Origin of the sequence: Streptococcus sp. HMSC070B10, from assembly GCF_001808665.1 — a bacterium.
Classification (GTDB): Bacteria; Bacillota; Bacilli; order Lactobacillales; family Streptococcaceae; genus Streptococcus.
On sequence record NZ_KV794214.1, the window covers coordinates 230,381 to 255,386 of the forward strand.

At 41.3% G+C, this 25,006-nt stretch carries 29 protein-coding genes and 1 riboswitch; all 29 genes read right to left on the reverse strand.

From position 1 onward, the window contains the following. Window positions 1–172: 50S ribosomal protein L29 (gene rpmC / locus HMPREF2613_RS08700; RefSeq protein WP_070480050.1), on the reverse strand; the 172-nt coding region annotated here is incomplete at its 3' end. Window positions 173–181: 9 nt separating this feature from the next. Further along, on the reverse strand, window positions 182–595 hold the full coding sequence (gene rplP / locus HMPREF2613_RS08705; protein ID WP_000960946.1) for a 50S ribosomal protein L16: 414 nt from the start codon (window positions 593–595) through the stop codon (window positions 182–184). 3 nt (window positions 596–598) lie between these two features. Continuing rightward, complete coding sequence (gene rpsC / locus HMPREF2613_RS08710) at window positions 599–1,252, reverse strand: 30S ribosomal protein S3 (protein WP_000529936.1); 654 nt, start codon at window positions 1,250–1,252, stop codon at window positions 599–601. Window positions 1,253–1,264: 12 nt separating this feature from the next. Continuing rightward, window positions 1,265–1,609: a 50S ribosomal protein L22 gene (rplV, locus tag HMPREF2613_RS08715; RefSeq protein WP_000818137.1), complete on the reverse strand. Its 345-nt coding sequence runs from the start codon at window positions 1,607–1,609 to the stop codon at window positions 1,265–1,267. An 11-nt stretch (window positions 1,610–1,620) separates the two neighbouring features. Further along, window positions 1,621–1,902: a 30S ribosomal protein S19 gene (gene rpsS, locus HMPREF2613_RS08720; protein WP_000533766.1), complete on the reverse strand. Its 282-nt coding sequence runs from the start codon at window positions 1,900–1,902 to the stop codon at window positions 1,621–1,623. Window positions 1,903–2,005: 103 nt separating this feature from the next. Continuing rightward, a complete protein-coding gene (gene rplB, locus HMPREF2613_RS08725) occupies window positions 2,006–2,839 on the reverse strand; it encodes a 50S ribosomal protein L2 (protein WP_000512911.1) in 834 nt (277 codons plus the stop codon). 17 nt (window positions 2,840–2,856) lie between these two features. Next, window positions 2,857–3,153: a 50S ribosomal protein L23 gene (locus tag HMPREF2613_RS08730; protein ID WP_001055347.1), complete on the reverse strand. Its 297-nt coding sequence runs from the start codon at window positions 3,151–3,153 to the stop codon at window positions 2,857–2,859. After that, a complete protein-coding gene (rplD, locus tag HMPREF2613_RS08735; protein ID WP_000024547.1) occupies window positions 3,153–3,776 on the reverse strand; it encodes a 50S ribosomal protein L4 in 624 nt (207 codons plus the stop codon). Before rplD ends, HMPREF2613_RS08730 begins: the two co-directional genes overlap by 1 nt. A 24-nt stretch (window positions 3,777–3,800) precedes the next feature. Next, window positions 3,801–4,427, reverse strand: a complete 627-nt coding sequence (rplC, locus tag HMPREF2613_RS08740) for a 50S ribosomal protein L3 (RefSeq protein ID WP_000160193.1) — start codon at window positions 4,425–4,427, stop codon at window positions 3,801–3,803. A gap of 82 nt (window positions 4,428–4,509) precedes the next feature. Further along, window positions 4,510–4,818: a 30S ribosomal protein S10 gene (gene rpsJ / locus HMPREF2613_RS08745; protein ID WP_001284513.1), complete on the reverse strand. Its 309-nt coding sequence runs from the start codon at window positions 4,816–4,818 to the stop codon at window positions 4,510–4,512. A 254-nt stretch (window positions 4,819–5,072) separates the two neighbouring features. Continuing rightward, a complete protein-coding gene (gene nrdG, locus HMPREF2613_RS08750) occupies window positions 5,073–5,663 on the reverse strand; it encodes an anaerobic ribonucleoside-triphosphate reductase activating protein (protein ID WP_070480051.1) in 591 nt (196 codons plus the stop codon). Further along, on the reverse strand, window positions 5,656–6,162 hold the full coding sequence (locus HMPREF2613_RS08755; protein WP_070480052.1) for a GNAT family N-acetyltransferase: 507 nt from the start codon (window positions 6,160–6,162) through the stop codon (window positions 5,656–5,658). Before HMPREF2613_RS08755 ends, nrdG begins: the two co-directional genes overlap by 8 nt. A 43-nt stretch (window positions 6,163–6,205) precedes the next feature. After that, window positions 6,206–6,346, reverse strand: coding sequence for a hypothetical protein (locus HMPREF2613_RS08760; protein ID WP_000521618.1), 141 nt, complete (start codon window positions 6,344–6,346; stop codon window positions 6,206–6,208). A gap of 11 nt (window positions 6,347–6,357) precedes the next feature. Continuing rightward, window positions 6,358–8,565: an anaerobic ribonucleoside-triphosphate reductase gene (nrdD, locus tag HMPREF2613_RS08765; RefSeq protein WP_070480053.1), complete on the reverse strand. Its 2,208-nt coding sequence runs from the start codon at window positions 8,563–8,565 to the stop codon at window positions 6,358–6,360. Window positions 8,566–8,683: 118 nt separating this feature from the next. Next, window positions 8,684–10,237 carry a damage-inducible protein CinA gene (locus tag HMPREF2613_RS08770; RefSeq protein ID WP_070480054.1) on the reverse strand — a complete coding sequence of 518 codons (1,554 nt, stop codon included), beginning with the start codon at window positions 10,235–10,237 and terminating at the stop codon, window positions 8,684–8,686. Window positions 10,238–10,491: 254 nt separating this feature from the next. After that, window positions 10,492–12,024 carry a cardiolipin synthase gene (cls, locus tag HMPREF2613_RS08780; protein ID WP_070480055.1) on the reverse strand — a complete coding sequence of 511 codons (1,533 nt, stop codon included), beginning with the start codon at window positions 12,022–12,024 and terminating at the stop codon, window positions 10,492–10,494. Window positions 12,025–12,157: 133 nt separating this feature from the next. Continuing rightward, a complete protein-coding gene (locus tag HMPREF2613_RS08785; RefSeq protein ID WP_042751749.1) occupies window positions 12,158–13,102 on the reverse strand; it encodes a 3-oxoacyl-[acyl-carrier-protein] synthase III C-terminal domain-containing protein in 945 nt (314 codons plus the stop codon). Between the two features lie 14 nt (window positions 13,103–13,116). Beyond that, complete coding sequence (locus HMPREF2613_RS08790) at window positions 13,117–14,379, reverse strand: F390 synthetase-related protein (RefSeq protein WP_061589625.1); 1,263 nt, start codon at window positions 14,377–14,379, stop codon at window positions 13,117–13,119. Continuing rightward, complete coding sequence (locus HMPREF2613_RS08795; RefSeq protein ID WP_070480056.1) at window positions 14,357–15,172, reverse strand: MBL fold metallo-hydrolase; 816 nt, start codon at window positions 15,170–15,172, stop codon at window positions 14,357–14,359. Before HMPREF2613_RS08795 ends, HMPREF2613_RS08790 begins: the two co-directional genes overlap by 23 nt. Further along, window positions 15,147–16,127: an NAD-dependent epimerase/dehydratase family protein gene (locus HMPREF2613_RS08800; protein WP_049552553.1), complete on the reverse strand. Its 981-nt coding sequence runs from the start codon at window positions 16,125–16,127 to the stop codon at window positions 15,147–15,149. The genes HMPREF2613_RS08795 and HMPREF2613_RS08800 overlap by 26 nt, the downstream gene beginning before the upstream one ends. Window positions 16,128–16,140: 13 nt before the next feature. Then, window positions 16,141–17,400: a glycosyltransferase gene (locus HMPREF2613_RS08805; RefSeq protein ID WP_061589627.1), complete on the reverse strand. Its 1,260-nt coding sequence runs from the start codon at window positions 17,398–17,400 to the stop codon at window positions 16,141–16,143. A gap of 193 nt (window positions 17,401–17,593) precedes the next feature. Beyond that, entirely contained in the window at window positions 17,594–18,058 is a 465-nt protein-coding gene (locus HMPREF2613_RS08810) for an SP_0198 family lipoprotein (RefSeq protein ID WP_070480057.1), read from the reverse strand. Between the two features lie 84 nt (window positions 18,059–18,142). Further along, entirely contained in the window at window positions 18,143–19,393 is a 1,251-nt protein-coding gene (locus HMPREF2613_RS08815; RefSeq protein ID WP_070480058.1) for a bifunctional folylpolyglutamate synthase/dihydrofolate synthase, read from the reverse strand. A gap of 307 nt (window positions 19,394–19,700) precedes the next feature. Further along, window positions 19,701–20,006 carry a DUF1292 domain-containing protein gene (locus HMPREF2613_RS08820; protein WP_000017620.1) on the reverse strand — a complete coding sequence of 102 codons (306 nt, stop codon included), beginning with the start codon at window positions 20,004–20,006 and terminating at the stop codon, window positions 19,701–19,703. A gap of 15 nt (window positions 20,007–20,021) precedes the next feature. Then, window positions 20,022–20,441 (reverse strand): Holliday junction resolvase RuvX, encoded by a 420-nt coding sequence (ruvX, locus tag HMPREF2613_RS08825; protein ID WP_004239076.1) that lies wholly within the window; start codon window positions 20,439–20,441, stop codon window positions 20,022–20,024. 3 nt (window positions 20,442–20,444) lie between these two features. Continuing rightward, the gene (locus HMPREF2613_RS08830; RefSeq protein WP_000507059.1) at window positions 20,445–20,711 is read right to left on the reverse strand and encodes an IreB family regulatory phosphoprotein; all 267 of its coding nucleotides are present in this window, start codon (window positions 20,709–20,711) and stop codon (window positions 20,445–20,447) included. Window positions 20,712–20,797: 86 nt separating this feature from the next. Further along, the gene (locus HMPREF2613_RS08835; protein ID WP_049487395.1) at window positions 20,798–21,367 is read right to left on the reverse strand and encodes an SP0191 family lipoprotein; all 570 of its coding nucleotides are present in this window, start codon (window positions 21,365–21,367) and stop codon (window positions 20,798–20,800) included. A 66-nt stretch (window positions 21,368–21,433) separates the two neighbouring features. Further along, a complete protein-coding gene (gene spx / locus HMPREF2613_RS08840; RefSeq protein ID WP_000591165.1) occupies window positions 21,434–21,832 on the reverse strand; it encodes a transcriptional regulator Spx in 399 nt (132 codons plus the stop codon). 135 nt (window positions 21,833–21,967) lie between these two features. Beyond that, entirely contained in the window at window positions 21,968–24,628 is a 2,661-nt protein-coding gene (gene mgtA / locus HMPREF2613_RS08850; RefSeq protein ID WP_070480059.1) for a magnesium-translocating P-type ATPase, read from the reverse strand. Between the two features lie 193 nt (window positions 24,629–24,821). Next, window positions 24,822–24,974: riboswitch (M-box (ykoK) riboswitch) on the reverse strand. Window positions 24,975–25,006 lie beyond the last annotated feature (32 nt).

Sequence of the window (25,006 nt, forward strand, 5' to 3'; positions counted from 1 at the left end):
CGATTTGTTTTTTAACTTCTTTCAAGCGAGCTGTTTGTTCCAATTGACCAGTAGCAGCTTGGAAACGAAGTTCAAACAATTCTTTTTTCAATTCGTTTTCGCGCTTCGCGAGTTCTTCTTGAGAAAGACCACGAAGTTCTTTAACAAATTCTTTTACTTCATTAAGTTTCATGCCTTCTCCTTATTCTGCTTCACGTTTTACGAATTTACATTTAACTGGCAATTTGTGGCTAGCAAGACGAAGCGCTTCGCGAGCGATCTCTTCAGATACACCAGCGATTTCGAACATCACTTTACCACGTTTAACTGGTGCTACCCAACCTTCAGGTGCCCCTTTACCAGATCCCATACGCACACCGATAGCTTTAGCAGTGTATGATTTGTGTGGGAAGATTTTAATCCAAACTTTACCACCACGTTTCATGTAACGAGTCATGGCGATACGAGCAGCTTCGATTTGGCGGTTAGTGATCCAGTGGCTAGTTGTAGCTTGAAGACCGTATTCACCGAATGCTACTTCTTTTCCACCTTTTGCTTCACCGCGCATTTTTCCACGGAATTCACGACGGTGTTTAACACGTTTAGGTACTAACATTGGTTATTTACCTCCTTTAGTGTTTTTGCGAGCTGGAAGAACTTCACCACGGTAGATCCATACTTTAACACCAAGTTTACCGTATGTAGTATCTGCTTCTTCCCAAGCGTAATCGATATCTGCACGAAGTGTGTGAAGTGGAACAGTTCCTTCAGAGTATCCTTCAGCACGGGCGATATCTGCACCGTTCAAACGACCTGATACTTGAGTTTTGATTCCTTTAGCTCCAGCACGCATTGCACGTTGGATTGCTTGTTTTTGTGCACGACGGAAAGCAACACGTTGCTCCAATTGACGAGCAATTCCTTCACCTACAAGGTGAGCATCCAAATCAGGTTGTTTGATTTCGATGATGTTGATGTGTACTTGTTTTCCAGTCAATTTGTTAAGTTTCGCACGGAGTGCATCAACGTTAGCACCACCTTTACCGATAACCATACCTGGTTTAGCAGTGTGAAGTGAAACGTTAACTTTGTTTACTGCGCGTTCGATTTCGATAGTTGAAACTGCTGCGTCAGCAAGTTCTTTTTGAACGAATTTACGGATTGCAAGATCTTCATGAAGGTAATCCGCGTATTCTTTTTCAGCATACCATTTGGCATCCCAATCACGGATGATGCCGACACGCATACCAATTGGATGTACTTTTTGACCCACGATTTTACCTCCTTATTTTTCTGCAACAGCTACAGTGATGTGAGCTGTACGTTTGTTGATTGGTGAAGCTGAACCTTTCGCACGTGGACGGAAACGTTTCATAGTTGGTCCTTCGTTTGCGAATGCTTCAGATACTACCAAGTTAGCTTTATCCAAACCAAAGTTGTTTTCAGCGTTAGCTACAGCTGAGTTCAAAACTTTCAAGATGATTTCAGCAGCTTTGTTTGGAGTGAATGTCAAGATTGCGATTGCATCGGCTACGCTTTTACCACGGATGTTATCAAGAACAAGACGTGATTTACGAGGTGAAACACGTACTGTACGAGCCATTGCTTTAGCTGAAGTAATTTCTGCCATTTATGTTCTCCTTATTTTCTACGTGTTTTCTTGTCGTCTGCAGCGTGACCTTTGTAAGTACGAGTTGGTGCAAATTCACCAAGTTTGTGACCTACCATGTCTTCTTGGATGTAAACAGGTACGTGTTTACGTCCGTCATAAACTGCGATAGTGTAACCAATGAAACTTGGGAAGATCGTTGAACGACGTGACCAAGTTTTAATAACTTTTTTCTTTTCGTCGTTAGCTTGAGCTTCAACTTTTTTCATCAAATGCTCATCGACGAAAGGTCCTTTTTTAAGACTGCGTCCCATTTTTATATTTTCTCCTTTAAATGTTGTACCACAGCGGCTTGCGCTCACAAGCAGCGCTACCGAGCTGGCGGATTTACTAGTTGCTTAAGCGACTAGTTTAATATTATTTCTCGTTGCGACGACGAACGATAAGTTTGTCAGATTTCGCTTTCTTGTTACGAGTTTTAAGACCAAGAGCAGGTTTGCCCCATGGAGTAGATGGTGCTTTACGACCAACTGGTGCTTTACCTTCACCACCACCGTGTGGGTGATCGTTAGGGTTCATTACAGAACCACGAACTGTTGGGCGGATACCTTTCCAACGGCTACGTCCTGCTTTACCAAGGTTTACAAGTCCATGTTGTTCGTTTCCGACAACACCAACTGTAGCACGACAAGTTCCAAGAATCATACGAACTTCACCTGATTGAAGACGAACAAGAACGTATTTACCTTCAGAACCCAATACTTGAGCAGATGCTCCAGCAGCACGTACCAATTCACCACCACGACCTGGTTTCAACTCGATGTTGTGGATCAAAGTACCAACTGGAATGTTAGCAAGTGGAAGAGCGTTTCCGACTTTGATATCTGCTTCTGGACCTGAAACGATACGTTGACCAACTTCAAGACCTTTTGGAGCGATGATGTACGCTTTCACACCGTCAGTGTAGTGTACAAGAGCGATGTTTGCAGAACGGTTTGGATCGTACTCAATTGTTTTAACAACTGCTTCAACGTTGTCTTTGTTACGTTTGAAGTCAACCAAACGGTAGAAACGTTTGTGTCCACCACCTTGGTGACGAACTGTGATACGACCGTTGTTGTTACGACCAGCCTTGCTCTTCAATGCAACAAGCAATGATTTTTCAGGAGTGCTTGTTGTGATTTCAGCGAAATCCAAAGAAGTCATATTACGGCGACCGTTTGTTGTTGGTTTATAAACACGAATTCCCACGATATTTCCTCCTTAGATTATTCAGCTTCAGCAGCAAACAACTCGATTGCTTTTGAATCAGCTGTAAGTGTGATGATAGCTTTTTTAGTTTTGTTAGTAAAACCAGTGTAACGTCCAACACGTTTAGCTTTTGGTTTTACGTTGATTGTGTTAACATTTGCAACTTTAACACCTTCGAAAGCAGCTTCAACAGCTTGCTTAATCAAAAGTTTGTGTGCACGAGTGTCAACTTCAAATACATATTTTCCTGCTTCAAGTTGAGCCATTGAGCTTTCAGTGATTACAGGTTTTTTGATAACATCATACAAATTCATTATGCAAGAACCTCCTCGATTTTAGAGATAGCTGCTTGAGTAACAAGAAGTTTGTCACTATTTGCGATGTCAAGAACACTTGCAGTTGTAGCAGTCGCAACTTTCACGTTTGGAAGGTTACGAGCTGAGAGAGCTGCGAATTCGTTTCCTTCTTCAAGAATAACAAGGACTTTAGAATCGATGCTCAAAGCTGCAAGAACTTTTGCAAATTCAGCAGTTTTTGGAGCTGTAAATTCAAGAGAATCAACGGCTACAAATTTATTTTCAGCAACTTTTTCTGAGTAAACAGATTTAAGCGCAAGGCGACGAACTTTTTGAGGAAGTTTGTACGCATAGCTACGTGGAGTTGGTCCGAAGACGATTCCACCACCACGCCATTGTGGAGAGCGGATAGAACCTTGACGAGCACGTCCAGTTCCTTTTTGACGCCATGGTTTGCGTCCGCCACCTGAAACAGCTGAGCGGTTTTTAACTGCGTGAGTTCCTTGACGAAGGCTAGCACGTTGGCTGATGATCACATCAAACACAACAGATTCATTTGGTTCGATACCAAAGATTGCATCGTTAAGAACAACTTCGCCCGCTTGTTTACCAGTTTGGTCGAATAATGTTACATTTGCCATTTTGACTGTATTCCCCTTTCCTTATTATTTACCAGCTTTAACTGCTGATTTGATAGTGATAAGAGATTTCTTAGCACCTGGTACGTTACCTTTGATAAGGATAACGTTCTTTTCTGGAACAACTTGTACAACTTCAAGGTTTTGAATTGTTACACGGTCGCCACCCATACGTCCTGCAAGGTTTTTACCTTTGAATACGCGGTTAGGTGCAACAGGTCCCATAGAACCTGGACGACGGTGGTAACGAGAACCGTGAGCCATTGGTCCACGTGATTGTCCGTGGCGCTTGATAACACCTTGGAAACCTTTACCTTTAGAAGTACCAGTTACGTCAACAACATCTCCAGCTGCGAATGTTTCAACTGTGATTTCAGCACCAACTTCCAAGCCTTCAACGTTTTTGAATTCACGAATGAAGCGCTTAGGAGCCGTGTTAGCTTTCGCTACATGTCCTTTAGCAGGTTTGTTGCTCAATACTTCGCGTTTGTCATCGAAACCAACTTGGATAGCGTTGTATCCGTCTGTTTCAACAGTTTTAACTTGAAGAACAACGTTTGGAGCTGCTTCAATAACTGTTACAGGGATCAATTCGCCAGCTTCAGTGAAGATTTGAGTCATTCCCACTTTTTTCCCTAAGATTCCTTTTGTCATGAGAAAATAGTTCCTTTTCTATATTTTTTATTCAAAAAGTTTTTAACGAGCGTTTTTTATGCTCAAGGTATCAAGCTTTAGATTAAAGTTTGATTTCTACGTTTACACCACTTGGAAGATCCAATTTCATCAACGCATCAACTGTTTTTTGAGTTGGGTTAACGATATCAATCAAACGTTTGTGTGTACGCATTTCAAATTGTTCGCGAGAGTCTTTGTATTTGTGAGTCGCACGAATGATTGTGTAGAGGCTACGTTCAGTTGGAAGTGGGATTGGACCCGCAACTTGTGCACCTGTACGAGTAGCTGATTCTACGATTTTTGCAGCCGCTGTGTCAAGCGTACGGTGTTCGTAAGCTTTCAAACGGATACGGATTTTTTTGTTTGCCATCTTTTTCTCCTTTTCGTCTATTTAAGATAATAGGCTAGCTCCACAAGAAAACCGACGCGGTGTTGCGTGGCAATGCAACCGAGCGTGTCGCAACCTCTTGCATCAAAGCTAAGGCTGTAATTTACAGCACCATAATAGAATAACACAAAGCCCCTGCGATTGCAAGGGATTTGTTGCTGTTTTTTTGTTTTTTTACAATGAAACTGTTTTCTTTTTTTATAGGTCATTTATTTAACTATTTTTATAGAAGAAAGTTAATCTCTCTTCACCTGTTCATAGCTTTCTTTTCCGTCATTAAGCTTGTCCCAAATCACTACTTGCCCACTTTTGAGGGATTTTTGCACATCGATAATTCGTTGATTGGAAGAACCTCGAAACTGGAGCATGAGATTTCTCTTAGTTCGATCGTATCGTCCATCGACAAGAATGTCAATCAATGATAAGAGTTCCAGTTTATCTGGAGTTTCCAACATCATTTCTTCCCATGTATAGCCCGTCCAGGACCAGATATCTTTATATGGCAATTCCTTCCGAATGCGCTTAACAAGTGGCAAAAGAATACCCGTATTGAGAAAGGGCTCCCCTCCCAGCAAGGTCAAGCCTTGAACATAAGGTTGAGCGAGATCAGCCATGATCTGTTCTTCTAATTCTGCTGTATAGGGAATGCCAGCATTGAAGGACCAGGTCGCTACATTATAACACCCCTCGCAGTGAAACATGCAACCTGATACATAGAGGGAGTTACGCACACCCTCTCCATCTACAAAGTTGAAGGCCTTGTAATCAATAATCCGCCCTTGACTGAGTTCTTCGCTTTTCCATTCTTGTGGTTTTGGATTATTCATTCGCTACCTCTATCCAATAACGCTCGACTCCATTACGAACATCTTCAAGAATCCCTCCATTTGCTAGAATGACTGCTCTGCTAGCAGGATTATTCACGCTACAGGTCACAAGAGCTTTCTTGATGTTCTTTTCCTTAGCAACTTGTTGACCTTGACGGAGGGACTCTTTAGCATAGCCCTTCCCTCTTTCAGACGGGCGAATAGAATAACCTATATTCCCCGCATAATTTAGCAGTCCCTCATTCAGTCTCAATCGCAGATTCAAAAATCCTAGAGCACGACCTGATTCACCAAACAATACGAACTGTATCGATGGAACCCGATTTTCAGGCAGTCCTATTCCCATTTCTTTATTACGGTTACCTTCTAGCCACTCCTCGTAAGAAAAATCCTCAACATCCCAAAATCCTCCATCATGGGCTGATTGGGTCTGCTCAAACTCTGCCATCATGTCTAAAACAGCTTCTCTATCTACTATTGTCGGTCTACGTAGTTCCATCCTTACCTCCCACTAAGAGAAAAGCGAGAGCTGACTCTCACTTTTATTTTTTCTTATTCTTGTTTAAAAATTGTTCTCTGAGGTTGAGCAAACGTTCTTTCTTACCAGCTCCACCTTTAGAGTGTTTCTCATGATAACGGGTCACTTGTGCACGCCCCTTATCGTCTAATTGATATTTTCCCATTTCATTTCTTTCTAATTTGTTAATTGATGTCCAGCTATTTTAATCGTTGAGCCATTCATGTGTTTAACACGCGCAGCGATTTCCTTGTGACGGCCGTTGACCATAGGTCTCGCTTGAGGATTACCGAGGTAGCCACAAGTTCGTTTGACCACGTCTACTGTTTTAGGGTCGCTATTGCCACAGTTGGGACAAGCAAATCCTCTCTCAGTTGGTTCAAAATCCCCTTCAAAGTCGCACTTGTAGCAACGATCAATCGGAGTATTGGTCCCTAGATAGCCGACACGGTCATAGGCATAGTCCCAAACAGCTTCCAAGGCTTTAGGATTTTGTTGAAGAACTGGATACTCACAATAATGGATGAAACCACCTGACGCACCTGCTTCTGGGTAAACTTTCTCAAAGTCTAATTTTTCAAACGGTGTTGGATTTTTACGAACATCGTAGTGGAAAGAGTTGGTGTAGTATTCCTTGTCCGTGATGTCCGGAATAGAGCCGAACTTCTCTGTATCCAAGCGACAGAAGCGGTCTGTCAGACTTTCAGACGGTGTGGAGTAGATAGAGAAATGGTAACCATATTGGTCAGACCACTCTTCCACACGACGTTTCATATCACGAATAATATCCAGTGTGAATTCCTTGGCTTCAGGATTACTTTCCCAGCTGTTTCCAAAGAAGACAGTCGCAACTTCGTACAAACCGATGTAGCCCAGCGAAACTGTCGCACGGCGATTCTTAAAGAGTTGGTCAACACTTTCTTCTTTTCCGAGACGGCGACCGAAGGCTCCGTACTGATAGAGGATAGGGGCATTCGCTGGTGTTGCTTCCTTGGTCCGTTCAACACGGTAAACCAGAGCATCTTCTGCGATATTCATACGCTCGTTGAAGATTTCCCAAAACTTATTCAGATCCCCTTCGGACTCGAGAGCGATACGAGGCAGATTGACTGTCACAACACCTAGATTCATACGACCTGAATTGACCTCAACACCATTTTCATCTTTCCAGCCTTGAAGGAAAGAACGGCATCCCATAGGAACCTTGAAAGAACCTGTCAACTCAATAATCTTATCGTAGGACAAGACATCTGGGTACATCCGCTTGGTTGCACACTCGAGGGCCAACTGTTTGATGTCGTAGTTAGGTGAACCTTCCTCTAAGTTGAGTCCTCTTTTCAGCGTAAAGATGAGTTTAGGAAAGATGGCCGTACGGTGTTCTGAACCAAGACCCTTGATTCGGATGGTCAAGATAGCTTTTTGAATTTCTCGTTCAAAACGACTTGTCCCTAGACCAAAACCTAGCGAAGTAAAAGGTGTTTGACCATTTGAAGTGAAGAGGGTGTTGATTTCATACTCAAGAGATTGCATGGCATCATAGATGTCCTTTTGCGTTTTCTTCCAAGCGTAATCTTCCCGTTTGTCAGGTAAGACCCACTCTTCCGCATCTTTGAGGTGTTTTTGGTAATTCTTCTCTGCGTACGGCGCCAAAACTTCATCGATACGGTCAGCTGAACAACCCCCGTACTGGCTAGAAGCAACGTTGGCAATGATTTGGGAAATCTGAGCTGTTGCAGTCTGAATAGACTTGGGACTCTCTACCTCCGCATTTCCAATCTTAAAACCATTTTCCAACATACCTCTAAAATCAATCAAACAGCAGTTGGTCATAGGGGTATAGGGGCTGTAGTCCAAATCATGATAGTGAATATCCCCCTTTTGGTGGGCGTTGGCTACGTGCTTAGGAAGCATTTGCAGTCCGATTGATTTTCCAACAATGCCTGCTGTCAAATCACGTTGGGTGTTAAAGACATCGCTGTCTTTATTGGCATTTTCATTAACAACCGCCTGGTCTTTGTTGAGAAGTTTATGGATACTAAAGTTGATATCTGTCGCTTTTGAGCGTTCAAAATCCCTCTGTGTCCGATAAGTAATATACTCCTCAGCCAGGGCATATTCTTTGGCTTCAAGGAGTTCATGTTCTACGATATTTTGAATTTCGTAAATCTTAACCCCCTGTGGAAAGCGACTATGAATTTCAGTGACAATTCGCTCAGTCAGAGTATTTAGGCGTTTTTCAACCAAGGGGGTCACATCCATAACCTTGTCTGCCGCCTTGTGGAGAGCCTTGTCAATCTTGTCCACATCAAATACAACACGTCTCCCATCTCGTTTTTCCACGAAGAGGGTTGGTAAGGTTGTAATTTTTTCTTCTAGTGCAATCATATGCATGCTCTTTTCTAAAATGTGATATCTAAAAAGTATTATATCACTTAAAAAATAAAAATCAATATCTTGTGGTAAAAATCCTAAAATTTTTAAAAATCCACAAGATATTGATTTTTTATTTAATTTTATAGACTTTAAACTCTGAATAATCAGTCTTTACTTGTTGGTAATTTTCTTTCAAGAGTGTTTCCGCCTCTGACCAGAGCGCCACCTTGTCGTTCACCACAATCAACTTAGGTTGATTTTCTTTCAAATCATTGATCAAACTAGTTTTATTCTCTTCTGTATTCGTGTAGAGAAGAGGTGATGGGAACATGGATCCCGCCAAACGCTGGCTTTCCTTATACATCTGAACATGGGAATCCCAGATATAGATTTGGTCTCCCTCGCTCGTCTCTTGTTTGATTCTATCTACTACTTGATGTTGTTCACTATATGAAGCTGGATGCAAGACAAAACGAGCTACAAAAGGAACTGCAATTAGATAAACCACTACTAGAATCGGTAAGTAGAGATTTCCCCTCATAAATTTTTTCCATAAAGTTGGAACTCCTTCTCTTCTCCGACAACGAGCTCCTCTAGCTGAATGTTTCCCACGAATACTGGTCATCAACAGAAGGAGTAAAAATGGAAGGATTAGAATCAAACGCGAACCATGAAGAGGTTCTTGAGAAAAAATCAGTAAGACTAGTGCAAATAAGAAAACAAAGCTAGCTGGTACTGAAATAACATACAATTTTGATGCCTTCGATTGGAACAAGCCTAGAAAAACAAGAACGAGAGCACCTAAGCCAAAGGTCAACAAACCATAGAATAAAAGATGATCTATTAGTTGAGGATTGGTAAAAATCTGAAGGGAATCAATCGGATATAAAAGACTTCCTAGAGCTTCTCCAAAACCTCCTGAAACAAGGACATAGTAGCCCACTGGATAAAATATGAGAGAAAAGCCAAGTGAGACTGCAAAAAACTGATAAATTCCATGTATAAAGCGCCCATGTCCAACATTAAAGACCAATAAACCTACAGTTATCGCTACAATAAATAGAAGACTAGTTAGGGGTTCTATGAAAAATGATAGGGCTAAGAAAATACCCAAACGTAGAAATCCCTTGTCATGGTTAGGATTTGATAGATAACGCGCTACTAAAGAAAATCCTGCAAACAGAAATGGCAAAGCTAAAATAGTAGCATAACCTCCTCCAAAACCAAGACCAGACACCAAGATATAAAATATGGTTAGGAGTTGCTTGGCTTGTTCCCTTTGTCCCGTCAAATACTCTGTCGAAGAAAAGAGGAAATAACCTCCTCCTAAGAGAGCCAACCATGCTACCAAGGCAAAAAGAATGCCTCCCTGAGTGATGTAAAGTAGTAAGTAATAAAGAAGACCTTGACCAGCATAATAGCTACTGTAGAGCTGTCCTCCCTGATGTAAAGCCCACCCTATATACAAATCCTGAGCCTGAGAAGGACTTACCATATCTAAAAGTAAAGGTATCACCACAGAAAAAACCGTTGCAATCGTACTTCCAATGATGAGTCTAAAAAACGGAAAAGCTACCTGTTCTTCTTTTTCTACATGAGATTCAAGCTTCCTATCCAGTCTATTTTCAATTTCATTCCTCTGTATCGTTTCGGATACTTCTTCGATTCTGCCATATACAGCCATATCGTTTCTCCTATTCAATTTATCTGTCTTAGTATATCAAAAAGACCTAAAATTGTCAGCTTGCGATGGCTGTTTGAGTGATTTTTTGCATAGTTTCACAAAGGTTTCAATTTCCCGAAATCGGTGTAAATGTGTCTGTTTAAATGTCGTGATATAGTTTAATTCTTTCTGAGTCAGCATCTTCCCTCCTACATCTTCTTATTCGTAAAAGGCAAGAAAAAGAGGACTGGTTTGTGTCCTCAGTCCTAGATTTCTTATAAGATAGGGGCGAATAACTGGGCAATTTCCTTAATCAATTTCTGATACCAGCTATTTTTTATCGTATGAGGGAAAATTTCTTGCGATACCGAAAAAATCTCCTGGAAGTCTTTCTGAATCTCAGTAATTGATTCTGTTTTATATAGCAAGACTGCATTTTCATAGTGGTGAAGCAAACTTCTATAATCTAAGTTAATGGTTCCAACTGCAGCAAAGTCCTTATCCACTAGGATTTGTTTACTATGTATAAATCCTGGACTATACTCAAAAATCCTTACTCCTGCTGACAACAAATCCGGATAGGCCCCTCTTGTAATGAGTTGGATCAATTTTTTATCTGGAATGAAAGGGGTCACAATGCGGACATCAACACCCCTCATGGCCGCATTTTTAATACTCTCCGTCAAATCATAGTCAATAATCAAATAGGGCGTTGTGATATAGACTGAATCAGTAGCCTGATTAATCAAACTTTGATAGACTTTTTTCCCTACCTGAGCACGGAAGATGGGCTTGGGTCCACTACCGTAAGGAATGCAGAGCCCTTGGCCAGAACAAGGCTGATTTTCCAAGTGATACTGGTCAAAATCGCTGATTTCCCCACGATTGATGTACCAAGTCATCAAAAAGAGACGGGTTAGAGCCTTAACACCAGGGCCATCTATGCGAATCCCACTGTCCTTCCAGTAGCCAAAGCGTTCTACATGATTGATGTACTCATCGGCTAAGTTAATGCCTCCTGTATAGGCTACCTGACCATCTATGACAAGGATTTTACGATGGTCCCTATTGTTGTAAGCCACTGTCAAACGAGGAATCACCTTGTTAAATTTATGGGCTTCAATTCCTCGACTACGAAGCTGAATAGTGTAGTCTCCAGGCAAAGTAGCCATACAGCCGATATCATCATAGAGCATCTTGACCTCTACACCTTGAGCTGCCTTTTGTTCTAGTATGTCTAGTATGCTATTCCACATCAGACCTTCTTCGACAATATAGTACTCTAGAAAGATAAACTTTTCAGCTTTCTTGAGGTCTTCCAACATATGTTGCCACATGCTTTCACCTGAAGAAAAAAATTGTGAATCGGTTCGATCATATACATCGGCATTGCTATCCATACTTAGCAAAGATTTGATAACTCCGTAAGCCGCCTTATCATCTTCCTTCAATTTCTGGCGGAGAGTTTTACTGTTATCCTCCCGAAAATGCATAGAACCAAGTCTATCCAACTGCTTGATTTCTTTTTTGGACAATCGCCTTTCACCAAACATCAGATAGAGCAGGGGGCCAATAACAGGAACAAATGTCACCACTAACCACATTACCTTGCTTTCAGGTGCCGTGGAACGATTGACAATTGCGACAATAGTCGCCATACTCATAAAGATTAAGAGAATGACCCATAGAATAGGAGCCATGCGCCCTAAATAAAGAAAGAGACCAAAAACAAGACAAAGTTCAAGTAGCATAATCGAAAGACTAAAGCCATACTTGGACATCAATAATTGAAGTTTTCTATATTTCATACATCCCCTTTCTTTTAACCTTCCCCCTAACCACCTAGTTAATAGATGTTTCCACTAGTATACATCAGTTCATAGCTAGATGGCAACAATTTACTCTTGCTAAAGTTTCAACCATTATGCTCTCATATGCGTATTACAGTTTGAGAGCCAACATATTGACCGTCATACCAGCTGCAGTTCCCATAAGATAAATGACATCTCCCTCCTTGACCAGCCCTTGTTCTAATGAATAAGCCAAGCCAAACGGTACAGATACTGACACCATATTTCCATAATCAGTGACAAGATTGAGATATTGTTCCTCCGCAACACCTAGTTTTTCCATAACTAAAGGAAGGGCACGACTTGCTTGATGGGGAATAATATAGTCCACATCTGACAATGCTAGCTGCGTTTTTTCTTGAAACTCTTCAAACATGACTGGAATTTTACGAGCAGATAAGAGGAGAATTTTCTTACCTTTCATATCAAACATATAGTTGGTCTTAGTCGCTTCAGAGTACTCTTTTGGTTGAAAAGAAGTCAGACCTCCACGAATCTCCGTATCGTGTGCTCCTTCTGACCAAGTACGTTGGAGACTAGCAATGACCCCTTTTTCCTGATGGCTTTTTTGGAAAATAAAGGCTGCCGCCCCATCACTAAAGAGTTCAAAACTTTCTTTTTGCTTAGGATTGAGCCCTAAACTACCAACCTCACTAGACACAATTAAGACACGATTGTATTCGCCTGCCTCGATCAAGTGGGACATAGTCGATAGAGCAGAAATAAAGCTAGTACAGGTCGTATTGATATCCATAGCTGGGATTGAGAGTCCTTTTGCCACGCGCTCATGAATCAAGGCAGCCGTACAAGGAATAGGCTGAACACCAACTGCACTAGCTGATACAAGGCAATCGATATCTTTAATATCTAAGTTTGCATATTCGAGTGCTCTCTGAATTGCTACCTCTGCTAAATCTAACTGCGTTTCTTCATTTTCAACTACACGATAACGCGTCTGGTCTTTGAATTGGACGGTATGCTTTGGAAGGCAAACACCATATCCTGCAATTTCTATATGTCTTTTTACTTCTGTCATTGTCTTTTATCCTTTCATAAACGTTGGATTCGTTTGAGTTTATGGCTAGTATCCCAGTGATAATCTGAAAATTGAATTTCGGGAACTATAAACTGCTTTTGCTGGGCCAGGAGTTGAAACTGTACTAAAATAGCTGTCTCCATGCTCTCATCTCGTTGGTTTAGACAAACTTCCACTAACTTCTCAGAATATTGTTTGACTTGGTAATCTCCTATATTCTCCACAAAGAGGATGCAACGTCTGATAAAGTCTGGATAGATGGTCACCTGTCCCCCATCCAGTCCATCGAAATAGAAGATGTCGTCAGAGCGTCCTTCGACCTTGTCAATTCGTGTATAGCAGGAGCCACACGGACAAGTCTTCGGATTTTCAACCAAGATATCATTGAGCTGGTAGCGATAAACAGGCTGACTACTTCGTTTAAAGTCCGTAATCACTGGATAAAAACGGCGGTCATCCAGATACTGCTTTTCCACAAGTATAATGTCTTCGTTGAGATGCAGATTTCCAGCTGAGCAAGTGCAAGCTAGGAAACCTTCGGTTGCCTGATAAACTTGGTCAATAATGGATAGAGAAAAGGCTTCTGCGATGAGTTCCCTATCATTATCTTCCAAGATTTCTGCCACCGAAACGATTTTTTGTGGGTGGATAGCTAACTCTCCAGCCTTGAGACGCTTGCTCAATTCAATCAACATAGAGGCTGGTGCCACAACAATCGTCGGCTGGTAGGTATTCAGCCGCTCAATATGGACATCTGTAGGTTTAAAAATATCAAAATACTCCAAACGAATAAGTGCCGTATTGATGGTCTGATAGAGTTCATTATCAGCTCTCAGGAAAAAGGCGATTCGGTGTCCAAAAAGCTGGCCCTTGGGTAACATCTTAGCTAAGATAGCTGCTGCCCACATACTTCGCTCTTTCTCCGTTGTGATAAAAAGCCCCCGATGTCCAGATGTCCCTGAAGACAGTCCGACTGCCACATCGCCTTTGAGTTCAGTGAAATCACGAGTCTTTTCACTTTCAATAGCCAAGGCCAAGGCTTCATCCCGATCTACTCCTTGGGTGTTGAGCTCGTTGAAATGCTCCATCATAAAAGCCTTGTCCATATGGTCAAAGTCACTAGGAATCCCATTTTTAAAGTAGGGCGACTCTCGCTTTAAAAAGTTCATATAGTTAGCTAATTGCTTTTTCTGATAGTTCTCTACAGCTTCTCGAGATTTGAAGTTATGAAGCCAGCGAGTTTGGATAAAGGTTTTAAGAAAGGTTCCTTTTTTCATATATGATACGTTCTATCCTTTCTACAGGGTCATGGCTAACAACTACTTCAATACCATCTCTCAAGACCTCCTCCAAAAACTCTGTCCCCTTGATATAGTCTGCCTTATTGTCCTGAACCAAGGAAGGAATCAGGAGCATCTGCTTGGTGTAAGGCAAAAGGTCAATTCCCCAACAGAGATCTGCTGCGATGAGGAGATTAAAGTCTGGAAGGTACAGACAAGCTTGCCCCCTTGCATGCCCATCAACAGAAGCTACTAGAATACTTCCATCTCCAAAAAGGTCACTAGTCGGACGATAGGGAAAGGTTGAATCTTGCTGGTCAGCTCTAATAATGGTTAGATTTTTTTCAAAAGAAGCTGGCAAAAATTCCTTGAAAATCAAGTCTTTCAGTGTCGGTTTCTTGTAAACATCATACACTTCCTGAGTCAAGATAAAAGTTGCATGAGGGAAGAAGCTAGCCCCTCCCAAATGATCTGGATGCAGGTGAGATAGGATGATATAATTAATTTCTTCTGGTTTAATTCCCTTAGCTTTCAGCAAATATGAAATCTGGTCCTTCTCCGCCATTTGAACAGGTGTTCCCAAACGATAGAAACCATAACGAATCTGAGTCTTAATATCGTAATGGTAGCCCGTATCATAGAGGAGGTATCCCTTCTCCCTATGTTTGATAAGAAAAACCCCGGCTGGAAAGGTCATCTTTTTATTCTTGATTCCCTTAAATAGCAAACCTGTATAACTCGTGCAATATCCTGCTGGGAAATAATCAATGCTTTCTATAATCTTTGACATACTGTTCAATCCCTTCCGAAATACTGATTTGAGGGCGATAGCCCAAGTCTCGCTCCGCCTTGCTGATGTCCAGCGTCTGGCTATACCTCAGCAAGTAATAGGTATAGCGTGTTAGAGCCGGCTCACCTTTAAGTTTCAAGATATTATACAGAAACTCTAAACTACTTGCAATAACTGAAAGAAGAGGAGCCGGCACTTTTCTGTATGTTATCGAATAGCCAAGCCCTCTCAAGGTTTCTTCTATCAGATCCTTAAAGGCTCTTGGTTCCCCGTTGGTAATATTATAGACTTCGCCACTAGCTTGAGGAGCCTCTAGAGCCAAGCGAATGGCCAGAGCAACATTTTCCACACAGGTCATGTCCATCAGCTGACGGCCATCCCCTATCAAGGGAATACCAATCTTCTGACTGAGTTTAAGAACCCGAGGTAAAATACTGGTATCCCCAATCCCAAAAAGCCCACGAGGTCGTAAGATAATACTCGGAACATCGGGATAATCCTTAAACAGCTTCTCCGAAGCTAGTTTACTACGAATATAGTTGTTCAGATTATTTTCCTGAGGCGCATCGCTTTCTTTGATAGCTATCTGGTCTCGAGGCGCAGCATATATGCTAGGCGAGGACACATAAACCAAACGCTGAATACCATCCTCTCGACAAGCATCCAGAACATACTTGGTCCCTAAGACATTTGTCTGGTAGAAATCTTCCCAAGGTCCCCAGACGGTAGAAAGAGCTCCAGCATGCACAACCATGTCCATACCCTGACAAGCCTGAGTCAGATCCTCTTGCTTGGTCAAATCTCCCTGGAAAAATGCCACAGAGGAGTTCTCTAAAGACTGACCAATCTTGCGATTACGTCCAAAAGCTCGTACCTGATAGCCATACTGACTGAGCTCTTCAACAACATACTTACCTAAAAAGCCCGTAGCACCTGTTACCAATACTTTCTTCATGTTTTATTTCTCCTTATCCCCCCAAGAGTCGATATATTTCATTCTTGAGGATTTCTGTTGGCTGATAGTCTTGAGCTACACGACTGAGTTTGTTCAAGTCTGACCAGCCATCTCTAGCCAATAGCTCATCAAAAGCGCGTCCAATCGCTTCCGTGTCCTCTCGTTTAGCAGTCAGGGCAATCCCTGCCTCTAGCCCGCGAACCGCATAGTCATACTGATCATAGTCATGAGGGAGAATTAAGGCAGGCTTGCCATAGATAATACATTGGTAAAAAATACCCGCACCTCCGTGATGAATCACATAGTCCATCTGGGGAATGTATTCCTTATAGGGAAGATAGGATACTACAGAAACATTGTCCATGAGCTCCTCACATTGGAAGTCTTGTCCACCAAACCCCAGAGTCACAAAAAAGTAACAGTCAGGATGGGCTTTTGCCAATTGTTGGGTCTGGTAGAGGAGGTTATCTTTAGCCCACGCTAGCTGAGTTCCACAGGATACGAGGACTTTTTTATAACTTGCATAGGGAGACAAATCGAGAGGATAATTCTCTGCTCTCTCGATTGAAGAGCCAAAAGGCCCCACCCAAAGGTAGTGCTCTGGAAAACCACTTTTCAGCTCCAACTCTTTCATCCCAATTCCCAAGATGGAATAGGGTGAATAAATGGTTTCCTGATTTTTTTGATTGTAGAGCTTAAAATCGTAACGTTTCAAGCGTTCTCTCAATAAAAAGGTTACGATTCGTTTTCCTAAACGAGTCCCTTTTCTTCCTAGCCATTGCTGGGCAGACTGAAAAGGATTCTTTGGACTGCCCATTCCTCCAAAGAAACAAGGCGGTCCATCTGTCGTTTCAATGGCAAACTGTGTCGCCATGGTTGTTATCCAAGGAATTCCCAACTGTTCCGCCACTAGTCCTCCAGAGAGGGTTATAAAATCCGCAATAACAATATCTGGTCGATTTTTCTCCCATTCTTGCACTAGTTGGTCAGACACTATATTGATCAAATCCAGACTAGCTGACAACTGCCGATAAGCAGAAATAAGATTTAGTTGCCCTTCATTGTTGGCTACACGCTCAAACTCATCTACAAAATTTTCTAAAATGGGAAGTACCTGGAATCCCATCTCCTCTGCGACAGCTTTTCGTTGCGGTCCTGTGAATAATCGAATATCATACAAAGGATTCTTCAACAAAGGTGCGAGTAAATTCAGGGCTGGGAAGAGATGTCCACTTAAAGGGAGTACTACCACGTCGATTTTGATTCTCTTCATAAATCTAGCATAACAAATTTTTTTAAAAAGAACTACTCAAAAAGAGTACCACTCCTAAAAGTGGAACTTATATTTAAGGAAAAGGAATGAATCTTGTATGAGACCCATTCCTTTATGTGTATAATCTATCTAACTTTTATCGAGTAATACATCAAATATCTTTCATCTTATCGGAATTTTTGATAAATAAACTTTACTTAGATAAAACGATACGATCTGAAGCGTCTCTATCCATATCGTCAATAATCATCTGATTTCCATTAATTGCATAAATCTTGGCATCATCCCCAATAATCATGCGTTGATTGGCGGCATCGAAGCTAACCTGCTTGATTTCTTGATCTCCGTCAGTTTCTACCTGTGTCCATGTACCAGTTGTTCCAGTTACCACTAAAGTGATACGGTCTCCTTCATCCTGACCAGTATAAGTTCCATCAATATTAGTTGGTTGGGCTGTAACTGTATTTTGTGAAGAACTTGTTGTTGCCTGGTTTGAGTTTTCTGCCGAAGATGAAGCAGCAGGTTGTGATTGCTGAGTTTGTTGAGTTTGCGATTGAGCTGCTGGTTGTTGAACTTGTTGAGCTCTTTGTGAACAAGCTACTAGGAGACTAAGACTTGCTAGAGAAGCAAGAGAAAGTGTGAATCTTTTTAATTTCATGATGAATTTCCTTTCTGCTACCGATTTAGAGAATATTTCTTCTAACTGGTAGTTCCCCTAGTATAACAAGTTCAAAAAAGGAGGTCAATTTATCTGCTCGTGCCCCAGTATGTGGATTCGTACTTCTGAGATAAAATAGAGAGACCCTGTAACGAACAGCAAGTCCTGCGTATCTGCTCTTGCTTCAAAATTGCTAATAAATTCTCGGTAAGAAGGAACTATATCGTAACCTGTTACATCTGTTTCATCCAAAGAACCTTGATAGTCAAAGCCGGTCACCTTGAGTTCCACCTGAGGCAATTTTTCAGTCAGATAAGCCAACATCCCTTGATAATCCTTCCGTTTCAAGGCTCCAAATAGGATTTGAGGACGATATCTTTCCTGCTCTTTTTCTTTAATAAATTCAACCAAGCGAGTCAAGGCAGGGAGGTTATGAGCACCGTCCAAGTAAATCTGAGGACGAATACGCTCCAAACGCCCAGCCCAATGGGTCTGATTCAAAGCTTGTCTTACAGCCTGTTCATCAACAACTTCCTTTCCTTCCCTCATAAAGAGAAGAAAAGTTTGCAACGCCAAGCCCGCATTCTCCTGCTGATAAGCTCCTTCTAAACCTATTTTCAACTGTGAAAGGTTAGCCAAAGAGCTTGAAAAATCCCTATTCAGCATTGAAAAATTCTGACCTGCTTGATAAAGGTCAACAGCTAAAAATTCAGCTTTTTTCTGACAAACAAGCCTAGCTTCTGAAGGCAACTTAGCAATCACTGCCTTTTTACCAGCCTTAAAAATACCAGCTTTCTGCTTTGCAATTGCTTCTAGACTATCGCCCAAGGTCTCCTGATGGTCAAGTCCGATGGAGGTGATGACAGCAATCTCTCCAGTTACCACATTAGTCGTGTCAAGTAAGCCACCAATTCCCACTTCTAATAGAACCAAATCCACCTCTTGCTCTCTAAAATAAAGAAAAGCAATCAAGGTCAGCAATTCAAAAAAGGACAACTGGTCATGAGTTTGCAGAAGTGTTTTTTCCATCTCCTTGACCTGATTAGCCAAACGGATGAAGTCTGCATCAGCTATTGGTTGCCCGTTAATGCTGATTCGATCATTGATAGAGACGATATGAGGAGAGGTAAAAGTCGCAACTCTTTTGCCATGCCCCATAAATAACTCCCTCATAAAAGCAATGGTAGATCCTTTCCCATTAGTCCCAGTGACGTGGATAATAGGATAAGACTTCTCAGGATTCCCCAACAAATCCACCGCTTGTTGCATTCGGCTCAAACCTGATCGAAAATTCAAACCAATCCGACTGTGAAGCCATTCTTCTACTTCAAACATATATATCTCCTTGACAAAAGTCCAATCAATTACCACATCAAAGCATGATGAGTAACAAAAACGAGGCCAGGATTTTCGTCCCGACCTCTAACCTGGTTAGCTAATAACTAGCTACTATGAATATTAACTTGGGCTAAAAACATCCACTGGATGTTCCAACTCTTCCCAATTTCTGGGAGTTGAGCTGATACAGTCTCCCAGACTTACTTACGGTCTTTATTTTTAGCGTCAGGCTAAAAACGTCCCCCGGACGTTCCAACTCTTTCCAATTTCTGGGAGTTGGGCTGATACAGTCTCCCAGACTGTATCACTCCTCCATAAAGCTGTTGAAGACTTCTTCAATCATGTTCCATTCGTCTTCTGAGTCTTCTGGGATTGGTTGTAATTCACCCTCTGTTCCATCTTCGTTTTCGATGAATGAGTAAGCTTGGATTTCAACTTGTCCATCTTCGTCTTCTTCTGCGTTAACTGGTACTAGAAGAACATAGTTTTTACCAAATTCTTCTTTTCCGTCAATGGTCAAAAGGATTTCAAACAAGGTTTCATTTCCTTGCTCATCTACTAGTGTAATTAATTCACGTTCTTCGTGGTCGTGGTTATGATCGTGTGACATAGCCTCTCCTTTGTATTAAAATTTTCTATCTAAATAATTTTGTAAAATCAGCTGAGCTGCTAACTTATCAATGACTTTCTTGCGCTTGTTACGGCTAATATCTGCTTGCTCAATCAACATGCGCTCTGCGGCAACTGTTGTCAAGCGTTCATCTTGATAGTCTACTGGTAAACCAAAAAGCTCTTCTAACTTTGCTCCGTAGGCTTGACTAGCTTCCACGCGCGGTCCGCTTGTATTGTTCATGTTTTTAGGCAAGCCCACTACAAATCGTTCCACCTTGTAAGTGTCAACCAACTCCTTAACGCGGTCAAAACCAAATTGACCTTGCTCCTCATTGATTTGGATGATTTCAAGTCCTTGAGCCGTAAAACCAAGCGGATCGCTAATAGCCACCCCTACCGTTTTTGAACCGACGTCCAATCCCATAATTCTCATAGGTTATAGATCGACTCCTTGTCCTTTAAGGTAGTAGCGGACTAATTCCTCAACAATTTCATCACGCTCATACTTACGGATTTGATTTCGTGCATTATTATAACGAGGAACGTAGGCAGGGTCTCCACTCAATACGTAACCTACGATTTGGTTAATTGGGTTGTAGCCCTTATCGTTCAACGAAGCATAGACATCAGTCAAAGTTTCGCTAATTTCTTTTTTATTGGAATCGTCCAATTTAAAACGTACTGTTTCTTCAGTAAATCCCATTCTAACACCCTCTTTCCTTAGAATAGTACCATTATAGCATAATTCCTTACGTTCTACAATTCAGGCAGTCTATTTATTTGGATTTTCTACTGTTCTGTCGCGCCATTTGCCAATCTGTCTGCTACATATTGACTCGGTTCATTTTTCAAAAGATTTTCCAAGCCAATATTCTTTAAATATTCAACCTGTGAAGCTTTTTTGATATCTAAAACCTGAAAATCATAAGTAGTTGTTGTTTGAATTTCTGTTTCACTTAGTAGCTTCGTCTCAAGTGTAAAACCTGGCAACTTGCGCGCTTCCTGAATTGAGGCATCTTTACCTTCAGCTTCAATGAGTGCTTTTTGGGTAGCCTCTACACCATGCTCAGTTACAAAAGTCTTCAATTCATCGGTAACTGGTCTTTTTTGAATAATAGTCAAACTTAAAAATTGTTTTCCTTTATATGTGACTGTTTGAATCTGCTGACTGCCGTCTGTTGACTTCGGTAGCATAAATGTTTTTGTAACTACTGTATTCTTCTCAGCATTCTCTAGGACAGGTAAAGTTGACTGTAACGTTTCAGATTTACTGCTAGAGGACGCAGTTGTCGCTTTTTTTTGTCCACATCCAGCAAGCAAGAAAAGTAGTGCAAAACTTGTAATCAGTATTTTTTTCATAATTCCTCACATCATTTTTGAATTAAAAGAGCAAACAAGGCTAGGAAGCACTCCCAGCCTTGATGTTTATAGAGCTGCACGCAAACGTGCTTCTGCATTTTCTACATTACGGACAGAGCGTGGTAGGAAGGCACGAATATCATCTTCCTTATAGCCAACTTGCAGGCGTTTTTCATCTACAAGGATTGGGCTCTTTAAAATTCTCGGTGTTTCCATAATCAGATTGAGGACTTCGTTGACACTCAAATCTTCAATATCCACTCCAAGGGCTTTGGCATAGCGATTTTTAGACGAAACGATGCTGGCTATTCCGTTATCTGTTTTTGTCAGAATATCCAGTAATTCTTCTCTCGTAATTCCTTCTTTACCAAGGTTTTGTTCTTTATAACTTAACTGGTGGGCATTGAGCCAGGTTTTTGCTTTTTTACAGCTAGTACAACTTGAGACTGTATAAATTTTAATCATGTACCTACCCCTTTCGCTACATGTTACTATCAGTTTAGTCTATTATACCATAAAAAACATCCGACTTGCGACCTATTTTTAAATTTTTTTGACTTTTTTCGTCATTTTCGTACTTTTTTCTTGACAAAATAAAATTTACAGCCATTCTTTATATTTCTTAATATAGATTTTTTTCACAATTGTCACGCTAATCATATACAAAATAATGATGAAAAGTAAAAAGATGAAATAAATCGATTTTAAAGGAGTTAGATGGAGAAGACTAGCTAGTGGACTATAGGGAAGGAAGGTCACAAAGGCTGCAGCCAATAAGGTTGTCACAAGGACTAGCCAAGCTGGACGACTTTGTAAAAAGGGAATTTTGGCTGAACGCAGCATATGGATAACCATGGTCTGTGACCACATGGACTCGATAAACCACCCTGTCTGAAACAAGACAATAAATCCTACGGCAGACTCCGCTCCATGGACATAGGCTTGACCTGTTGTCATGGGTACAATGATAAAATAGAGCAAAATAAAGGTCAAAATATCAAAGGCAGAAGAGATAGGCCCCATCCAAATCATGAAACGTGTGATGGACTTAGCTTCCCAGGTATGCGGATTTCTCAAAAAATCTTTATCCACCTTGTCAAAAGGCAAGGCAATACAAGACAAATCATAGACTAGATTTAGGATAATCAAATGGACTGGTGCCATTGGTAAAAATGGTAAAAAGATTCCAGAGACTAATAGGGATAAGATATTCCCAAAATTAGAACTCACTGTCATTTTGATATATTTAGTCATATTGGCATAGACCTTACGCCCTTCAACAAGTCCTTTTTCCAGAACCATGAGATCCTTATCAAGTAGGATAACATCAGCTGTTTCTTTGGCAATATCTACTGCTGTATCAACAGAAATCCCCACATCTGCAACTTTCATAGAAGGAGCATCATTGATTCCATCCCCCATATAGCCTACAGCATGACCATTAGCCTTAAATTGCAAAATAATCCTTGCTTTTTGGTCAGGTGAAAGTTTGGCAAAGACTGTTACCTCCTCTACGGCTTGGGCCAATTCTTGATCACTCATCTGATCAATTTCAGATCCTAACAGCATCTGATTGATATCCAAACCAACCTTTTCACAGACTGCTTGGGTAACTTTTTCGTTGTCTCCCGTCAAAATTTTTGTTTGAACTCCATGTTCTAACAGAGCCTTAATTGCTGGTGCTGCAGATGGTTTAGGAGGATCTAGGAAGGCTAAATAACCAGTTAGAATCATATCCCCTTCATCATCAACTGTATAGGCATGACCTTCCCTCAAACCTGACTTATAGGCCACTCCCAAGACACGCAAACCTTGTTGATTTAGTTGTCTGACTTCTGCTAAAATTTCTTCTCTAATAGTATCTGTCAAGGGAGTAATCACTCCATGGTATTCCGCATGACTGGAAATCATCAACATTTCCTCTAGGGCACCCTTGGTTACCAAACTGACAACTTCGTGTTCATCCTTAACGATAACACTCATCCGTCTACGTTCAAAATCAAAGGGAAGCTCATCTATTTTTTGAAAAGTTTGAGCCAGATTTTGGAGGATATCGTGTTCTTTTGCTTCCTTTTCAGTCCGTTTGATGATGGCTCTGTCCATCAAATTTTTCAAACCCGTTTGAAAATAAGAATTGAGATAAGCTCGTCTCAAGACAGTCAAGTCCAAGCGTCCGTGGATGTCCAAGGGATATTCAAGGACAATTTCGTCTTGGGTTAGAGTTCCTGTCTTATCTGTACACAAAATATCAATCGCCCCTAAGTCCTGTATGGCATTGAGTTTCTTGATAACCACTTTTTCCTTGGCCATAATAATGGAGCCTTTTGCTAGACTGGCCGTGATAATCATAGGAAGCATCTCAGGTGTCAATCCAACACCAACACTCAAAGCAAATACGCCAGCTTCCAGCCAGTCACCATCTGTTAAACCATTGGACAAGAAAACGATGGGCACCATGACCAGCATCAAACGAATCAAGAGCCACGAAATACTATTCATTTCCCGTTCAAACGAAGTAGGTTCATCATAGGTGTTCAAAGTCTGTTCAATGGCCCCCATCATGGTATCATCACCAACTGCTAAAACCACGGCCTTGGCACTACCAGATAAGACATTGGTTCCCATAAAGGCGAGCGCTTCTGCTTCTAGCAGACTATCAGATTGTTGAACTGTTGCCTTGGTCAAGGCCAATTTTTCAACCGATTCACTTTCACCTGTCAGGCCCGACTGTTGTACAAAGAAATCGCGCGACTCAAATAAAAGAAGATCTGCTGGAATCATGTCTCCAGCGCTTAATTTAACCACGTCACCTACTACCAAATCATCGATAGGTACTTCTTGAACTTCTCCTTGACGAATGACAGTCGCTGTGTTAATAATCATTTTTGAAAGATTGGTCGCAGCCTTATCACTACGGAGTTCTTGGACAAAGCGTATGCCACCAGAAATGAGGACTAGGACAACGATGATGATAGAGGTCGTCGGATCTTCTTGTCCAGGCTTCGCCAACCAGACATTGGTCACCATGGAGATCATAGCGATGACCAGCAGGATGATTGTAAATGGATTGATAATCGATTCGTAAATCTTTTTGAGGATACTGTCTTCTTGACCCTTTGTGATGGTATTTTCGCCATATAGGTCACGATTTTTCTCCACCTGCTCCTCAGTCAATCCTGTTAGACTTGTCTTATAAAAAGATAGAGTTTCGTTTAAAGATGTATGAATAGCTGTTGCTAATCTTTCTTTTGTAGTTTTCATTGGTTTCTCCTATCTGTATGAATGATGTGTTTCATACACAGAGACCAATCACTTTATAAGGGCTGAACGACACAAATCAGCGATTGGCTGTGTATGCGCGGTTCCGGATGATCGTCAATTTGCATCGTCTATCTCCTTTCTTTGATTTAAACAGTAGAAAATCCCACCATAAAATGGCAGGATTAAAAAACTAACTATCTGTTTTTCGTTCAAGCTTTAACTCCATAGGGCAATGTAATGAGCTTAGTCTTGGCCTTCGCGACCAGGACTGTTGACCAACGAGTAGTGTCTCCACTGCTTTGCGGTAGTCATCCGTATCCCTATGGTAGCCTCACCTACCGTTTTCGTCTTTCAGTATAAACCTTTAAAATTTAAAAG

What these genes read in the sequence shown, in the direction of transcription:
- HMPREF2613_RS08815 (WP_070480058.1), bottom strand. Translation starts at nt 19,393, where the DNA reads ATGTTTGAAGTAGAAGAATGGCTTCACAGTCGGATTGGTTTGAATTTT.
- rpsJ (WP_001284513.1), bottom strand. Translation starts at nt 4,818, where the DNA reads ATGGCAAACAAAAAAATCCGTATCCGTTTGAAAGCTTACGAACACCGT.
- HMPREF2613_RS08785 (WP_042751749.1), bottom strand. Translation starts at nt 13,102, where the DNA reads ATGACAGAAGTAAAAAGACATATAGAAATTGCAGGATATGGTGTTTGC.
- HMPREF2613_RS08800 (WP_049552553.1), bottom strand. Translation starts at nt 16,127, where the DNA reads ATGAAGAAAGTATTGGTAACAGGTGCTACGGGCTTTTTAGGTAAGTAT.
- HMPREF2613_RS08760 (WP_000521618.1), bottom strand. Translation starts at nt 6,346, where the DNA reads ATGGGAAAATATCAATTAGACGATAAGGGGCGTGCACAAGTGACCCGT.
- nrdG (WP_070480051.1), bottom strand. Translation starts at nt 5,663, where the DNA reads ATGAATAATCCAAAACCACAAGAATGGAAAAGCGAAGAACTCAGTCAA.
- rpsS (WP_000533766.1), bottom strand. Translation starts at nt 1,902, where the DNA reads ATGGGACGCAGTCTTAAAAAAGGACCTTTCGTCGATGAGCATTTGATG.
- HMPREF2613_RS08820 (WP_000017620.1), bottom strand. Translation starts at nt 20,006, where the DNA reads ATGTCACACGATCATAACCACGACCACGAAGAACGTGAATTAATTACA.
- HMPREF2613_RS08795 (WP_070480056.1), bottom strand. Translation starts at nt 15,172, where the DNA reads ATGTCAAAGATTATAGAAAGCATTGATTATTTCCCAGCAGGATATTGC.
- HMPREF2613_RS08830 (WP_000507059.1), bottom strand. Translation starts at nt 20,711, where the DNA reads ATGGGATTTACTGAAGAAACAGTACGTTTTAAATTGGACGATTCCAAT.
- rplC (WP_000160193.1), bottom strand. Translation starts at nt 4,427, where the DNA reads ATGACAAAAGGAATCTTAGGGAAAAAAGTGGGAATGACTCAAATCTTC.
- rplV (WP_000818137.1), bottom strand. Translation starts at nt 1,609, where the DNA reads ATGGCAGAAATTACTTCAGCTAAAGCAATGGCTCGTACAGTACGTGTT.
- HMPREF2613_RS08770 (WP_070480054.1), bottom strand. Translation starts at nt 10,237, where the DNA reads ATGGCTGTATATGGCAGAATCGAAGAAGTATCCGAAACGATACAGAGG.
- mgtA (WP_070480059.1), bottom strand. Translation starts at nt 24,628, where the DNA reads ATGAAAACTACAAAAGAAAGATTAGCAACAGCTATTCATACATCTTTA.
- rplD (WP_000024547.1), bottom strand. Translation starts at nt 3,776, where the DNA reads ATGGCAAATGTAACATTATTCGACCAAACTGGTAAACAAGCGGGCGAA.
- HMPREF2613_RS08805 (WP_061589627.1), bottom strand. Translation starts at nt 17,400, where the DNA reads ATGAAGAGAATCAAAATCGACGTGGTAGTACTCCCTTTAAGTGGACAT.
- ruvX (WP_004239076.1), bottom strand. Translation starts at nt 20,441, where the DNA reads ATGAGAATTATGGGATTGGACGTCGGTTCAAAAACGGTAGGGGTGGCT.
- rplP (WP_000960946.1), bottom strand. Translation starts at nt 595, where the DNA reads ATGTTAGTACCTAAACGTGTTAAACACCGTCGTGAATTCCGTGGAAAA.
- HMPREF2613_RS08835 (WP_049487395.1), bottom strand. Translation starts at nt 21,367, where the DNA reads ATGAAAAAAATACTGATTACAAGTTTTGCACTACTTTTCTTGCTTGCT.
- HMPREF2613_RS08755 (WP_070480052.1), bottom strand. Translation starts at nt 6,162, where the DNA reads ATGGAACTACGTAGACCGACAATAGTAGATAGAGAAGCTGTTTTAGAC.
- nrdD (WP_070480053.1), bottom strand. Translation starts at nt 8,565, where the DNA reads ATGATTGCACTAGAAGAAAAAATTACAACCTTACCAACCCTCTTCGTG.
- cls (WP_070480055.1), bottom strand. Translation starts at nt 12,024, where the DNA reads ATGAAATATAGAAAACTTCAATTATTGATGTCCAAGTATGGCTTTAGT.
- spx (WP_000591165.1), bottom strand. Translation starts at nt 21,832, where the DNA reads ATGATTAAAATTTATACAGTCTCAAGTTGTACTAGCTGTAAAAAAGCA.
- HMPREF2613_RS08810 (WP_070480057.1), bottom strand. Translation starts at nt 18,058, where the DNA reads ATGAAATTAAAAAGATTCACACTTTCTCTTGCTTCTCTAGCAAGTCTT.
- HMPREF2613_RS08730 (WP_001055347.1), bottom strand. Translation starts at nt 3,153, where the DNA reads ATGAATTTGTATGATGTTATCAAAAAACCTGTAATCACTGAAAGCTCA.
- HMPREF2613_RS08790 (WP_061589625.1), bottom strand. Translation starts at nt 14,379, where the DNA reads ATGAAAAAAGGAACCTTTCTTAAAACCTTTATCCAAACTCGCTGGCTT.